Annotated in this window: 11 protein-coding genes and 1 pseudogene; 5 read left to right on the top strand and 7 right to left on the bottom strand. The window is 65.1% G+C overall.

Going from position 1 to position 14,265, the window contains the following annotated elements; genetic code table 11:
• Positions 1-53: 53 nt before the first annotated feature.
• Positions 54-815 (bottom strand): trans-aconitate 2-methyltransferase, encoded by a 762-nt coding sequence (tam, locus tag AB7A72_RS01955; RefSeq protein ID WP_369458863.1) that lies wholly within the window; start codon positions 813-815, stop codon positions 54-56.
• Positions 816-913: 98 nt separating this feature from the next.
• Here tam and AB7A72_RS01950 point away from each other — a divergent pair, with 98 nt between their 5' ends.
• The 4 genes from AB7A72_RS01950 to AB7A72_RS01935 all read left to right on the top strand — a co-directional run bounded on the left by AB7A72_RS01950 (position 914) and on the right by AB7A72_RS01935 (position 5,056).
• Positions 914-1,843 carry a LysR family transcriptional regulator gene (locus AB7A72_RS01950; RefSeq protein ID WP_369458862.1) on the top strand — a complete coding sequence of 310 codons (930 nt, stop codon included), beginning with the start codon at positions 914-916 and terminating at the stop codon, positions 1,841-1,843.
• 1 nt (position 1,844) lies between these two features.
• Positions 1,845-2,750 carry a LysR substrate-binding domain-containing protein gene (locus AB7A72_RS01945; protein WP_369458861.1) on the top strand — a complete coding sequence of 302 codons (906 nt, stop codon included), beginning with the start codon at positions 1,845-1,847 and terminating at the stop codon, positions 2,748-2,750.
• A 99-nt stretch (positions 2,751-2,849) separates the two neighbouring features.
• Positions 2,850-4,037 carry an alpha-hydroxy acid oxidase gene (locus tag AB7A72_RS01940; protein ID WP_369458860.1) on the top strand — a complete coding sequence of 396 codons (1,188 nt, stop codon included), beginning with the start codon at positions 2,850-2,852 and terminating at the stop codon, positions 4,035-4,037.
• 35 nt (positions 4,038-4,072) lie between these two features.
• The gene (locus tag AB7A72_RS01935; RefSeq protein ID WP_312463450.1) at positions 4,073-5,056 is read left to right on the top strand and encodes a tripartite tricarboxylate transporter substrate binding protein; all 984 of its coding nucleotides are present in this window, start codon (positions 4,073-4,075) and stop codon (positions 5,054-5,056) included.
• Between the two features lie 26 nt (positions 5,057-5,082).
• Here the strand turns inward: AB7A72_RS01935 and AB7A72_RS01930 are convergent, their stop codons facing one another.
• The 3 genes from AB7A72_RS01930 to AB7A72_RS01920 all read right to left on the bottom strand — a co-directional run bounded on the left by AB7A72_RS01930 (position 5,083) and on the right by AB7A72_RS01920 (position 8,853).
• Positions 5,083-6,366 carry an MFS transporter gene (locus AB7A72_RS01930; protein WP_369458859.1) on the bottom strand — a complete coding sequence of 428 codons (1,284 nt, stop codon included), beginning with the start codon at positions 6,364-6,366 and terminating at the stop codon, positions 5,083-5,085.
• 140 nt (positions 6,367-6,506) lie between these two features.
• Positions 6,507-7,790, bottom strand: a complete 1,284-nt coding sequence (locus tag AB7A72_RS01925; RefSeq protein ID WP_369458858.1) for a PQQ-dependent sugar dehydrogenase — start codon at positions 7,788-7,790, stop codon at positions 6,507-6,509.
• Positions 7,771-8,853 carry a tartrate dehydrogenase gene (locus AB7A72_RS01920; protein WP_116925931.1) on the bottom strand — a complete coding sequence of 361 codons (1,083 nt, stop codon included), beginning with the start codon at positions 8,851-8,853 and terminating at the stop codon, positions 7,771-7,773. The genes AB7A72_RS01925 and AB7A72_RS01920 overlap by 20 nt, the downstream gene beginning before the upstream one ends.
• A gap of 211 nt (positions 8,854-9,064) precedes the next feature.
• On the opposite strand from AB7A72_RS01920, the gene AB7A72_RS01915 reads away from it, so the two are divergent.
• Positions 9,065-9,976, top strand: coding sequence for a DMT family transporter (locus AB7A72_RS01915; protein WP_369458857.1), 912 nt, complete (start codon positions 9,065-9,067; stop codon positions 9,974-9,976).
• A 113-nt stretch (positions 9,977-10,089) separates the two neighbouring features.
• On the opposite strand, the gene AB7A72_RS01910 is transcribed toward AB7A72_RS01915, so the two are convergent.
• From AB7A72_RS01910 to AB7A72_RS01900, 3 genes and pseudogenes are all read right to left on the bottom strand, one after another.
• Positions 10,090-10,824, bottom strand: a complete 735-nt coding sequence (locus AB7A72_RS01910; RefSeq protein ID WP_369458856.1) for an SIMPL domain-containing protein — start codon at positions 10,822-10,824, stop codon at positions 10,090-10,092.
• Between the two features lie 340 nt (positions 10,825-11,164).
• Positions 11,165-11,668, bottom strand: a pseudogene (locus AB7A72_RS01905) (CoA transferase); the annotation flags it as partial.
• A gap of 138 nt (positions 11,669-11,806) precedes the next feature.
• On the bottom strand, positions 11,807-14,125 hold the full coding sequence (locus AB7A72_RS01900) for a PKD domain-containing protein (protein ID WP_369458855.1): 2,319 nt from the start codon (positions 14,123-14,125) through the stop codon (positions 11,807-11,809).
• Between the last annotated feature and the right edge of the window lie 140 nt (positions 14,126-14,265).

Raw genomic sequence — 14,265 nt, 5'->3', positions numbered from 1 at the left:
CGGATCGCCCGAGACCGCGTTCAGACCACGGCAGGGAGTTGTGCAGAGGATCCCTAGCGGGTGGCGACGATAAAGATCCGGGGGAAGGGCAGCAGCACCGTACCGCTGGGCAGCGCCGGGTAGGCCTGGCGGATGGCGGCCAGGTAGTCGGCCAGGTACTGCGTCTTCTCCTGTGCATCGAGCTGCGCCAAGAACGGCCGCAGCGCCGAGCCTTTGAACCATTCGACCACCGCCTCGTGGTTGGCCAGTGGGTGCATATAGGTGGTGCGCCAGGCATCGACCCGGCTGCACAGCGGCTGCAGCAGCGCGTAGTACCAGTCAAGGTTATGCCGATCAGGGTGACGCACCGCGCCGATGCGCGAAGCCCAGGGGCCTTGCGCGGCTACCTCCCGCGCCAGCACATGGGCGGGCTCTTGCAGATTGTCGGGTGTCTGCACCGCCAGGCTGCCGCCAGCGCGCAGTTGCTGCAGCAATTGCGGGTAGAGGCGGTCATGGTCGGGCAGCCACTGCAGGCTGGCATTGGCCAGAATCACATCCACGGCTGGTGCGGCCTGCCAGTTACCAATATCGGCCAGCGCAAACGGCGTCTGCGGCAGGCGCTCGCGTGCAGCGCGCAGCATGTCTTCGTCATTGTCCAGCCCCGTCACTGCCGCATCGGGGTAGCGCGCCTGCAGCACTTCGGTGGAGTTGCCAGGGCCGCAGCCCAGGTCGATGGCAGTCTGCACCTCGGTGTTCGGAATGGCGGCTACCAGATCACGCACGGGGCGGGTGCGTTCGGCTTCAAACTGGCTGTACTGCTGGGCGGACCAGGTCATGAGGTTCTCCTTCTGTCTTGCCCGGCACTGTAGTGCGCTTTACCCATGCTGACAAATACGCTATAAAAACCACAACCATACTTTTGAGGTATTGCTTGATGGAGTTGAGACAGCTGCGGGCCCTGGTCTGCATTGCCGAGTGTGGCAACCTGACCCGCGCTGCCCAGCAACTGGGTATGCAGCAGCCACCGCTGACGCGCCTGTTGCAGCAGCTGGAGGCCGAGATGGGCACGCCCTTGATGGAGCGGCTGCCCCGAGGCATGCGGCCCACCGCTGCCGGTCTGGCGCTGGTGCAGGAGGCGCGCATGGTGCTGGCCAGGGTGGAGGCCATGGCCGGCCTGGTTCAGGATGCCGCCCAGGGCGGGCGTGGCCATGTGGCCATTGGCTTTACCAGCTCGGCGGCGTTGCACCCCTTGGTGGCACAGGTGCTTCAGGCTTTCAGGGCGCAGTGGCCGCGCGTGAAGGTCACGTTGGAAGAGGCGGGATCGGGCGAGCTGCTGGACGGCCTGCTGGCGCAACGCCTGCATGCGGCACTGGTGCGCTCGGCCTGGGAGGCGCAGCCCAGCCTCAGCAGCCGGCATCTGCTGAGCGAGCCGATGGTCGTGGCCGGGCCGCTGGGCCATGCACTGATGCAGTCGCGCCGCCCCTTGCCGCTGGCGCAGCTGCGGGGCCAGCCGCTGGTGCTGTACCGGCGGCCAGCGGGCCCCGGCCTGCACGACAGCATTGTGGCGGCCTGCGTGGGCGCGGGCTTTCATCCGCAGGTGGTGCAAGAGGCCCCGCGCCTGACTGCCACGTTGAGCCTGGTAGCCGCCGGGCTGGGCCTGAGCATCGTGCCAGCCTCCCTGCAGCACCTGCGCAGCGATGGGCTGGCCTACCGGCGGCTGAGCGGTGCGCCCGGCCTGGTGGCGCCGCTGATCCTGGTCAGCCAGCGCCGTCCCGAGGCGCAGGCCCGCGTGCTGCTGCAGCACCTGGGCGGCATTCTGGACCAGCAGCTGGCCCAGCAGCGGGAGCGCAAGGGGGGCGCCTGACATGCAAAAACGCATCATGCCGTCGATGATGGCGCTGCAGTGCTTTGAGGCCGTGGCGCGCCACATGAGCTTTACCCTGGCGGCCCAGGATTTGTTCTTGACCCAGAGCGCCATCAGCAAGCAGATTGCGCAGCTGGAAGCCACCGTCTGCCAGACGCTGTTCCACCGCTCGGCGCGCGGGCTGTCGCTCACCCCGGCCGGGCGCATGTACCTGGGCGAAGTGCGCAGCATCCTGAACCAGGTCGATGCCTCGGCCCGCTATGTGATGGGCTACGGCGAGGCGGACGAAACCCTGACGATTGCCGTGCAGCCCACCTTTGGCATCACCTGGCTGGTGCCGCGCCTGCGGCTGTTTCTGCAGGCCTACCCGCATATCCAGGTCGTCACCAAGGGCGATGCCCGGCCTTTTGACCTGATGCAGTCGCGCATCGATATCTCGCTGTTCTATGGCGAAGGCAGCCTGCCGGGCGCTGACTGCCACCGCCTGTTCGAGGCCGATGTGGCGGTGGTTTGTGCGCCGGACATCTTGCCTGCCGATGGCTTGGCATCGCTGGCTGAGCTGGAGCAGTTGCCCATGATCCAGTGCTCGTTTCGGCCCGAGATCTGGCGCGACTGGTTTGCCTGCCAGGGCTTTGTGCCGGCCGATGCCTACCGGGGCCCGCGTTTTGACACCTTCTCGATGTGCCTGCAGGCCGCACAAGAGGGCATTGGCTTGGCCATCATGCCGCGCATGTTTGCCGAGCAGGCGCTCGCCCAGGGCCGCCTGGTGCAGCCCTGGCCCTTTGTGCAGCCCAGCGACGGCGCCTACTACGTGGCCCATGCCAGCCCCTGCGCGGCCTTGCCCAAGATCCGCCATTTTGTCGATTGGGTGCTGGCACAGGCGCATGCCAGCCCGCCATCCGCATGAAATTTTGGAATAGCCCGATCATTTAATTTCGTTTGCCCCGGGCGGGGCGGCTGTCAACAATGCGTGGTTGGAAAAACAATAACCACGGAGACCGCGCACATGGCCGCGCTGCACCACTACCTCTCGATTGCCGACCTGGAGCGCGCTGCCCGCAAACGCTTGCCCGCCTGTGTGCGCGGCTATGTCTGCGGCGGCACGGAAGACGGCGTCTCGCTGCAGCAAAGCCTGCAGGCCTTCTCGCGCCTGGGCTTTGTGCCGCGCGGCCTGCGCCATGTGGCCCAGCGCAGCACGGCCACCACCTTGTGGGGCCAGACTTATGCGATGCCGATGGGCTTTGCGCCCACCGGCTTTGCCGCCATCGTGATGAAGGACTGCGACGCGGCGCTGGCCAAGGTGGCGCAGGCGCAGGCGCTGCCCTTCATCATCAGCGGCGCATCGACCGTGCCGTTGGAGCAACTGCAAAACGCCCATGACCAGCGCTGCTGGTACCAGGCCTACCTGCCGGGCAATATGGCGCGCATCCTGCCGCTACTGCAGCGCCTGGAACGTGCCCAGATCCCCGTGCTGGTGGTCACCATCGACACCTGCGTGGGCGCCAACCGCGAGAACCTGCAGCGCCTGCGCTTTACCGTGCCGTTTCGCCCCAGCTGGACCTTGTTGCTCGACGGCCTGCGCCACCCGCGCTGGAGCTGCGATGTGTTTTTGCGCACCGTGTTGAGCCAGGGCGTGCCCCGATTTGCCAACCTGGCCCATGAGGCAGGGCCGGCCATCACCGCCGACCCGCCCCATGGCTTTCGGGGCGAGCGCGACCAGCTCGACTGGGACTGCATAGACCAGATACGCGCGGCCTGGAAGGGCAAGCTGGTGCTCAAGGGCGTCATGCACCCGGAAGACGCCCGACTTGCCGTGGCCCATGGCGCCGATGCGGTCATCGTCTCCACCCATGGCGGGCGCCAGCTCGATGCCTGCATCTCGCCCCTGCAGGCGCTGCCCGAGATTCGGCAGGCGGTGCCTGCCGGCTATCCGGTGTTCATCGATGGCGGCTTTCGCCGGGGCAGCGATGTGCTCAAGGCGATGGCGCTGGGCGCCGACTTGGTCTTTACCGGCCGGCCGCAGCTGTTTGGCGCGGCGGTAGCGGGCGAGGCGGGCATTGCCCACGCCGTGCAGCTGTTCCGCCAGGAGCTGATGACCAATCTGGCGCTGCTGGGTGTCAACCGCCCGCAGGAGCTGACGGCGGACTGCCTGCGCATCCAGGGCGATTTTTCGCTGCCCCCCAGTCAGCGCTAAAGCGCTGCACCTATTTGCAATCAAGGAGACAAAAAATGATGACACTGAGCAAGGCCGCGCTGGCCCTGGCCGCCGCATGGGCGCTGTTGCCCGCCGCACAGGCCCAAGGCACGGGCTACCCCGGCAAGCCCGTGAAACTGGTCGTGGGCTATGCCCCCGGCGGCGCCACCGACATTGGCGCGCGGCTGATCGCCGATGCGCTGGGCAAGGACCTGGGCCAGTCCTTCATCGTCGAAAACCGCCCGGGCGCCAACAGCAATATCGGTGCCGAGTATGTGGTGCGCGCGCCCGCCGATGGCTACACGCTGTTCGTCGGATCCATCTCGACGGCGATCAACCAGGGCCTCTACACCAAGCTGGCCTTTGACGCCGGCAAGGACCTGGTGCCGGTCGCCCAGCTCAACGTGGTGCCCAATATCCTGGCGGTGAGCGCCAAGCTGCCGGTCAACTCGGTGGCCGAGTACATCGCCTATGGCAAGCAACATCCGGACAAGCTGACCTGCGCATCGCCGGGCAGTGGTTCTTCGGCCCATCTGGGTTGCGAGCTGTTCAAGCTCAAGACAGGCACCAGCATTCTGCATGTGCCTTACCGGGGCAGCGGGCCGGCGGTGTCGGATTTGCTGGGCGGGCAGGTGGACTCGATGATGGACAACCTGCCGCCGCTGCTGGCGCAGATCCGTGCCGGCAAGCTCAAGGGCCTGGCGGTGACGACCGCAGAACGCGTCGATTTTGCGTCGGACATTCCGACCGTCGCCGAGTCCGGGGTGCCCGGCTTTGAGGTCGCCGCCTGGTTTGGCGTGTTTGCGCCAGCTGGCACGCCTGCCCAGGTGGTGGAGACCGTCAACAAGGCCATCAACCGCGCGCTGAATGCCAACCCCGATGTACGGGCCAAGTACCAGAGCAATGGCTTTATGCTGCCGCCAGCGCCCAATTCACCCGCCAGTTTTCAGCGCTTCTTCAACAGCGAGATCAAGCGCTGGGGCGAGGTGGCGCAGGCCACCCACCTGAAGATCGACTGAGGCCCCGGCTGCCTTGGAACAGGTTCTTAGCGCGCGTTGGATGCCAGACGCGCGGGCAGCAGCAGCGATACGCCGGCGGCCAGCACCAGCAGCGCTGCGGCGGCGCCAAAGGCGATCCAGTGGGTGCCGAACTGCTCGTAGGCCCAGCCGCCCAGCCAGCTGCTGATCATCGCGCCAATCTGGTGGCCCAGGTAGGCGCAGCCGTAGAGCATGCCGACCAGCTTGATGCCGTAGAGATCACCCAGGATGGCCGACGATGCGGCGATTGAGCCGGCCCAGACAATGCCGCCCAGCGCGGCCACGGCATAGAGCTGCCAATGGTGGATGACGGCCACCAGCCCGATAAAGCCCAGGCCCCGCACCAGGTAGATGACGGCCAGGATGTAGCGGCGCGGCACCATGTCCGACAGCTTGCCCAGGCCCAAGGTGCTGAAGATGGCGACCAGGCCGATCAGGCCAATGCCGCCGGCGCTGCTGCCGGCATCAAAGCCATGGTCCATCAGCATGGGCACGCCATGGGTGCCCAGCAGGTTCATGCTGAAGCCACAGGCAAACAGGCCCAGAAAGATCTGCCAGAAGGGCGCGGTGGCCACTGCCTGGGCAAAGCGCAGCGAGGGCGCAGCGGGCTGGCCGGCCATGGCGCGCAGGCGCTCCTGGCGGGCGGCTTGCTCGGCGGGCGTCAGGTCGGTGTGCTCGGGCGCGTCATCACGCACAATCCACAGCGCCATCGCGGTGACGATCAGCGCAAATACCAGTGCAAAACCCAGCAGCGTGTATTGCCAGCCCCAGCGCGCAATCGTGAAGGTGAAGACCGGCGTCATCACCGCAATGCCTGCCATGGAGCCGGTGGACAGAAAGAACAGCGCCATGCCGCGCTGGCGCGTGAACCAGCTGCTGATCATCGGCGTGACCGCCACCGGGCTGGTGAAGGCCAGGCCCAGCGACAGCGCCACGCCATAGGACCAGAAAAACAGCCATGGCGTGCTGGCGTTGACAGCCCAGATGCAGGACAGCACCACGATGACGGTGCCCAGCAGCAGCACCCGCTGCGTGCCCTGGCGCGCCACGAGCCAGCCGGCCAGTGGCATGCCCAGGCCGTAGCACAGCATGCCAAACGCGACGATGGAAGACAGCAGGCTGCGGCTGAAACCCAGGTCCTGCGACAGCGGCACGATGAAGGGACCGATCCCCATGCGCATGCCCACCGTCAGCAAGGTGAGGATGGTGGAAGCGGCGACGATCACCCAGCCGAAATACAGGCCGGACGGTGGGGTGGGGCCCGGAGGCAGAGAGGTGGGGAGCGCTGTCATGACGCGGTGGCCGCGAGGCGCTCGTCAAAAGGCCTGCGCAACAAGGATGTAGTAGGGCCGATGATAGGCCGGCGCGCAGGAACGGCAAGCGGGGCGAGCGGCTGGATGTCGCGCTGGCGGCAGGCCTGCCAGCGCACAGGTCAGCGCTGCGGCGAGCGGGCGCTGGCGGTATCGGGCAGCAGCATCAGCAAGCTGCGGTTGTAGTCCTCCACCACCATCAGCTGGCCGGCATGGTTCAGTGCCAGCCCGGTGGGGCGGCCCAGGGGCCGGGTCTTGCCATCTGCCGTCCAGTTACCCAGCCACTCGATTGGCTTGCCGCCGGGTTTGCCATCCTTCTGGCGCGCAAAGCCCACCACGCGGTGGCCTTGCGGCCCATGCCAGGCGGCCAGCAACTGGCCCTGGAAGGGGCTGGCCTGTGAGGTGGCCAGCAGGTGCAGCGGCGCCGTGTGCGCGGGCCAGAGCATATGCGGCGCCTTGGTGGCGGCGCAGCGCGCGCGTTGCTCGTAGCCGCGTGCCGGGCGCTGTGCGCCCACGCAATAGGGCCAGCCGTAGTCGGCGCCTTCCACCAGCTCGTTGAGCTCTTCGGGGGGCTCGTTCCTGTCGCGGTAGTCGATGTTGTTCTCGGCCTGCCAAAGGCTGCCTTTGGCGGGGCCGTCGGGCAAGGTGGCCAGCGCCACGGAGTTGCGCAGACCCAGCGCAAACGGCGCGAACTGCTGCACAGGCGCTTGCGGGGGTTGGCCGGTGGCGGCTGGGCTGCGCAATACCGCACGCCACACTGCACCCCGGAACTGCATCGCCCCGCGCTCTGGACAGGGATGGGGCAGCGCGCCTTGCGCGTCCTGGCAGCGGTCTGTGAGCGAGCCGATATTGACGTAAAGGCCGCCATCGGGCCCGAACGTGATTTCCTTGAGCGGGTGGGCGCCGTCGTCGGGCAGCTGGTCCAGCACCGCTTGCGCCTGGATCGGCTGGCCTGCAGCGGGCACGTGCGTGCGCCAGATACGGCTGGCCTCGCCAATGTAGATCAGGGCATCGGGCCCGCGCACCAGGGCTAGCGGGCGGTCGAGTTTGTCGGCTAGCACCTGGACCTGGGGGCGCTGTGCGGAGTTGGCAGACGGCTGCGCCGGCAGGCTCAGCTCCAGCAGCCGGCCCTGGCGCGGCATCCAGCTGCCCATGTCGATGATCCACAGGCGCCCGGGGCTGATTTCCAGCACCCGGCGGGGCGCGCGCAGGCCTTCGCGCTCATCAGCCACCAGGGCTACGCAGGTGCCGGCCGGGCTGCCGATGCTGACTTTTTCATAGCCGCCGCAGCGGCCCTGGGGCGTATAGCCCCGGGCATGCGCCAGCGGCGCCCAGGCCAGCAAGGCGCTGGCCAGCGCTGCAAGCGCTGCCTGAGGCGGCAGGCGTTCAGGCCAGCACTTGTGCAATTGCCTTGCCCACGTCCGGGGTCTTGGCCTGGCCGCCCAGGTCGGGCGTGCGCGGGCCGCTCAGAATGGTCTGGCTGATGGCATCGACGATGGCATCGTGGGCGCTGCGCCAGGCACCCTGGCCGTTGCCCAGGAAGTCCAGCATCAGCGCCACCGACCAGATCATCGCGATCGGGTTGGCAATGTTCTGGCCATAGATGTCGGGCGCCGAACCGTGCACGGGCTCGAACAGCGAGGGAAAGTTGCGCTCGGGGTTCAGGTTGGCCGACGGCGCCAGGCCGATGGTGCCGGTGGTGGCCGGGCCCAGGTCGCTCAGGATGTCACCAAAAAGGTTGGTGGCGGCGACCACATCGAAGCGGCCGGGCTGCAGCACAAAGCGGGCGGTCAGGATGTCAATGTGCTGCTTGTCCAGCACCACGTCGGGGTAGTTCTGGGCCATGGCTTCGGCACATTTGTCCCACCAGGGCATGCTGATCGCAATGCCGTTGGACTTGGTGGCCAGGGTCACATGCTTTTTGCTGCGGCTTTGGGCCAGGTCAAAGGCGAACTTGAGCAGGCGGTCGGCGCCCTTGCGGGTGAACACGGCCTCTTGCAGCACCATTTCGCGGTCCGTGCCTTCGAACATGATGCCGCCCAGCGCGGTGTATTCGCCCTCGGTGTTCTCGCGCACCACGTAGTAGTCGATATCGCCGGGCTTGCGGCCGGCCAGCGGGCAGGGCACGCCGTCAAACAGGCGCACCGGGCGCAGGTTGATGTACTGGTCGAACTCGCGGCGGAACTTGAGCAGCGAGCCCCAGAGCGAGACATGGTCGGGCACGGTGGCGGGCCAGCCGACGGCGCCGAACAGGATGGCGTCAAAGCCTTGCAACTGTGCCTTCCAGTCGTCGGGCATCATCTGGCCGTGCGCGGCAAAGTAGTCGCAATGTGCCCAGTCAAAGTGCTGCATCTCCAGCGGCAGGTCAAAGCGCTTGGCAGCGGCCTCCAGCACGCGGATGCCTTCGGGCATCACTTCCTTGCCGATGCCGTCGCCGGCCAATACCGCGATACGTAGTTTCTTGCTCATGCTGGTCCTGAATGTCTGGTCAAAAGGGGAGGGTGGCCGCCCGGGTGACTGGCAGCGCTCGCAAAGGCCATCGCTGGGCTCTACAATCGCTCGTCCTCGCACCTGGTGCCGGGGCTGGGGTGTCTGGATGGGCATCCTAGCGCTGTTGGGGCAGCTGCGCAGCATGGTGCGAGACAGCTTGCACCGCTGGCGCCTCATTTTGCCGCCTGCCGTGTCGCCATTTCCTTTCCCCCCTGAATCCCTGGCCGTATTGGCCGCCGCCTGCTGGGCGCTGGCCGCGCTGTTTTCCGCCCCGGTGGCGCGCAAGATGGGCGCCTTTGCCTTTACCCGCTGGCGCATGGTGTTTGCCACCGTGATGCTGGGCGGGTGGGCCACCTTGGTGGGCACCTGGGGCAGCCTGAACCTGTCGCTGGTGAGCGTGCTGGTGTTGTCGGGCTTTATCGGCATCTTCATTGGCGACACGGTGCTGTTTGCCTGCATGAACCGGCTGGGCCCGCGCCGATCGGGCATTTTGTTCGCCACGCATTCGATGATGTCAGCCGTGTTGGCGGCGCTCTTTTTGGGCGAGCGCATGGGCGCGGTGGCGATGCTGGGCTGTGCACTGGTGCTGAGCGGCGTGATGTGCGCCATTGCCTTTGGCAAGCGCACCGGCAGCGAATCGAGCCTGGAAGCCACGCGCGGCCGGCTGGCGGTGGGTGTGAGCCTGGGCCTGATAGCCGCCTTGGGCCAGGCGTTGGGCACCTTGGTGGTCAAGCCGGTGATGGGCCCCGATGTGGACCCGGTGGCCGCATCGGCCGTGCGCATGGCGGCGGGCTTTGGCTTTCATGCGGTGCTGCTGCTGGTGGGCTGGAAGCCAGCACGCCTGACCGCCGTGATGGAGCCGCGCGACTGGCAGCTGTTGGCGGGCAGTGCTTTTTTGTCGATGGCCATGGGCATGACCCTGATCCTGGCCGCCCTCAAGTACGGCAGTGCCGGGCTGGTGGGCATGCTGTCCTCTGTCTCGCCCATTCTGCTGCTGCCGCTGCTGTGGTGGAAGACCAAGGTACCGCCCACCTTGGGCGCGATGGGCGGTGCCTTGCTCACGGTTGCCGGCGTGGTGCTGATTCTGGCGCGGCTGAGCTGAGCCGCGACAGCCCAGAGCATGGGCGTGAAAAAGCCAGGGGATGCAAGGCATTCCCTGGCTCTGGTGTGGCTCAGCGCTGATCCGCTGGGCCCCTGCGTTTCAACAGGCGCGGCTTACTTGATTAAACGCACCGCGCCGGACATGCTGACCGACACCGTGGTGTAGCCCGGCTCCAGGCCCACGGGGGCGCTGCTGTCCTCCATCTTGCTCATCATGGCCACGCCGCGGTTCATGCGGGGCATGGGCTGGCTCGTGCCGCTCTGGTTCAGGTGGATGGTGTCGTACTCGTACTGTGCGTATCCCATTGCATTGGCGGTGACCTTGGTCTTGGCGTTGAAGTTCTTGACGGCTTCAGCGATCAACTGGTCCTGCGCCTTGTTGCGTGCCGCATCCGACAAGCGGAAGCCCGAACCGGTCAGCCGGGCCTTGTCCATCAGCGCAGCCATCGTCTGGCCGAGCGCGGTAGTGTCGGTCGACTCCAGCTGCACATTGAACTGGGTGCGCCAGCTGGTCACCTTGCCATCCTTGTTGTAGACGGGGCTGGTGAACAGGTTCTCGGTCGTGACCTGCAAGGTCGATGACTTCTTCGCGGTGGCCAGCACATCGGCCAGCGCGGTCTTGCCCAGTTGCTGGGCCTGGGCCTGGTCCTTGGATTCCTTCTCGACGCTGAACTGGGCCCAGGCCGTGTCTTCCGGCACACGGGTGGTCGCTTCGGCATCCAGGTTCAGGCTGGGGCGCTTGTCGATGTTGGCAGCAGCGGGGGCGGGGTTCTGGGCCATGGCGGTGGAAGCTACAAAAGGGGTGGCGGCGATCAGGGCAGCGGTCGCCAGCATGCGCATTTTTTTCATCAAATTCTCCTTCTTCAAAACAGTCGCGGAGGGCTTGCCAATAAATGGCGGGAGCCCAGGTCACCGGGCTTGGAGTGCCTGGCGGGGTACAAGTTTCAGCAGCGCCAAGACGCTCCATCGGATGGCCAAGCTTATCCCCAACTGCTGCGGCAAAGAGCCACAGCGTAGGTGGCGGAAGGGCATGGACTTGTAGGACAGGCTGCCGCATTCGCCCTGGTTCATCGATATTCACATTTGGCGCTGCATTTGCCCAGCCTGCAATGGCCTGGCTCTCCCGCAGGGCGGCAATGCTGTCATCGCCGTAACCCAGGCTGCGCAGCAGCTCCTGCGTGTGCTGTTCCGGTTGGGGCGGGTCCATGTGCACACCCAGGCGTTTGCCTGCCATGCGCCGCGGCAGCAAGGTGGTGGGCGCCGTTTGCCCTGCGCGCTCGCCATCGCTCAGACGCACGGGTGCAAGACCACCGCTGGCCAGCAGGTGTGGGTCCTCCAGCAGCTCCTCGGGCTTGCTGATCGGTGCATACGGAAGGCCATTGGCCTCGAAGATCTGGCCCATGTGCGCAGCGCTCATTGCGCCAAAGTGCTGGCGCAGCTCGGGCAGGAGTTGGGGGCGCAGACGCACCCGGTCGTTGTTGCTGGCGTAGCCCGGGTCAGCGGCAGGAATGCTTAGGTGGATGCGGCAGGAGATGAGGTGAGGCTGGAGGGGACAGTAGACATAGCCTGGCGCGGATTCTGAGGAGAAAGGATGCAGTGAGCGCAGGCAAGCAGGGGTGCATCTGCAGTGCAGTGAACGGCGTGTGAGCACCGACAGCGTTGCTGCTCGCGCGGTAGCTCGTGTGTGCCACATCGCGTTTGCGGCTGGAGCGACCGGCTGTCTCCGCCGAGCAATGGGTAAAAAAATGCCTTCTGCCGGAAGGCAGAAGGCATTGGTGCATCAGCGCAGGCCGCTACAGGGGCGTCCGGTGATGGGGGCTATGCTGGCCCGTCAGTTCGTCTTGAAGACGGTGGTGTAGCTGAAGGTCTCGCCAGTTTCCTTGATGGTGAAACTGAACTTCAGGTTCACCGTCTTGCCATTGGTGAAAGCACTGCGCAGCGCAAAAGATACCGGCTTGTCTGCAGTTACCACCTGGCCTTCGCTCAGACCTTCAAAGGATGCTGCCACACTGGAGCCGGAGGTCAGATTGGTGGCCGTGAGGTTGGCAACCGTGTAATCGGCACCGTTGACCTGCAGCTTGTACTGGGCAATTTTGTAGGTGTTGGTGCAACCACCCACGCAGGCGACGCTCGCACTGATCTCCGACGAGGCGGTATAAGGCCAGCTCAGGGCTTGGCCGGATGCTGCGGAGTCATCATCGCGCAGCAGGCGGATACCATCCTTGGGCATCACCGTGATCGTCAACTTGGCTGGGGCGCTTTCCTTGCTGCCATCGTTCACCACCAGCGTGATTTGGTAGCTGCCGGGTTTGTCGGCCACAAAGCTTGGGTTGATGGTATCGGCAGATGCCAGTTCAGCCTTGCTGCCGGCGGGTACAGAGCTCAGGGTCCACTTGTAGGTCAGGCGCTTGCCGGCTGCAGCCTTGCCGCTGCCTTCCAAGGTCACGGTTCCGCCTTCCACAGCACCAGAGACCGTGGCGATTTGCGCGGTAGGCGCTGCAGCCTCGCCGTTGCCGGGGTTGCTGCCTTCATCATCCACGGGATAGAGCGGGCCGCCTTGCACGAAGTTGCCCTTGGCGTCCGTGATGCGAATGGCGGTCAACTCAGGCGAGCTGTCTGGCAACGAACCGCCGTCGCCCAAAATGGCACGAGCGGCACCGTAGAAGCCGGCGCCCAGGCGAATGCGCTGCTGGTCCGCAGTGACGGTCTGGGGCTCGCAAACAAAACGCAGATCCAGCCAGTAATTCACGGTGCAGGTGTAGCCTGCGTCCTTGTCTTGCACCACTCCGCTGGAAGTTTTCTTCAAATGCAGAATGCGGTGCTTGACGGCACCGGCGTGCGGCACCAGCGCCCAGGTGCCGACAAGGCTTTCGATGCGATCCTGGTCGATTCCGAAGTAGAAGCGCTTGAAATTGACCGGGTCTTCCTTCGGGAACTGAAGCAGACCGGTGGCGGTGGTGTTGAACGTGATCTGTTCGGGGCCCACATACACATCCTCGACACCATCCTGCGCAGGGCCGCCCAAGTATCGGCCGCCCTTGTACTTCGTCACCGGAATGGCAGGCAGCGATGGATTGACCGAGCTGGGGCTGTGGGTCGCCATGCCGATATGGAAGGTGGCATTGCCCTTCTCATCGTAGTTGTAGATCGGCATGAACAGCAGGTGCTTGCTGCCCACTGGCTTTTGCAGATCCAGCGAAATTCCGCGGCCTGCCTTGCCGGTGATTTCGTTATTGATGATCCAGGTACCAGCTTCGGGCAGCGAATTGCGGCGGAAATGGGCTCGCGTGACCACACGATTTTCTTCGACGGCATAGGCCGTTTGTTCCACCCGTGCACCCATGACCTTGGTGTCGCTGCCGTCCAGGGTCAAGGTGCCCTGGAGGTCATCGAGGCTGCGTTGCATGACCAGCTTGATGGGCTTGCGCACGGCGCTTCCCGAGCTGGTGTCGACCTGCTCGCCAACACAGCTGAACTCCATGTTCGAACCGAGGTAGTCACATTCCATGAAGCCATGCTTGTTGGGCGTGGCCAGGTCCAGCGTATGCACGGTGAATTTGCTGCTGGATTTGTAGGGCCAGCCCGCAGCCATATTAGGGACCAAGGCCATTTGGGAGCCGATGGCCGTGTCGGCTAAGAAGGTGGTGCTGGGGTTGCCATCGGCGTCCATCGCTACCATGGCCCAGCGCTCCACAAAGGCTGGATCAGACCATTGGTCTTCCGGCGTGCCTTCGTAGTTGAAGCGCTGCATCTGTTTGGGCTCTTCGCCGGGGAGCTGGATGATGGCCGTAGTGCGGCTGGTGAATTCGATCTTCACATTGCCCGCATCTTCAGCTTCAACACCATCGCGGCGGCCACTGCCGAAATAAGGGCCACCCTTGTACTTTTTAAGAGGGAGGTCGACCTTGTTGTCCACGACTGCCCCGGTTGCCATGTGGAATGTGGCGCTGCCGTCTTTGTTGTAGTTGTACAGCTGCATCAGGAAGACGCCATCCTGGACGTCAATGCCCATACCGCGACCTGGCTTGCCGCCCAACTCTTCGGAAATGATCCAGTTGCCGTTCTGGGGCGCGATCGTGTTGGCAGCCCAACCTGCGGAGAAGGCGCAAGATATCAGCGCAGCTGTAATGCTTTTGGAGATCAGTCGCATGGGATTATTCATAGGAAGTGAAACAAGGCGGTCGGTAGCGGTTGCGCAGGGATGATGCACCGAAGACCGACAGTCAACCGGACATTGTAAAAGCATGCCAGCCAGATGCGGGTTTTTGCAGGAATTCGTTACTTATTCCT

The sequence above is a fragment of the Comamonas sediminis genome (genome assembly GCF_041107495.1).
GTDB classification, from domain to species: domain Bacteria; phylum Pseudomonadota; class Gammaproteobacteria; order Burkholderiales; family Burkholderiaceae_C; genus Comamonas; species Comamonas sediminis.
This window is presented reverse-complemented; position numbering and strand designations above follow the sequence as displayed.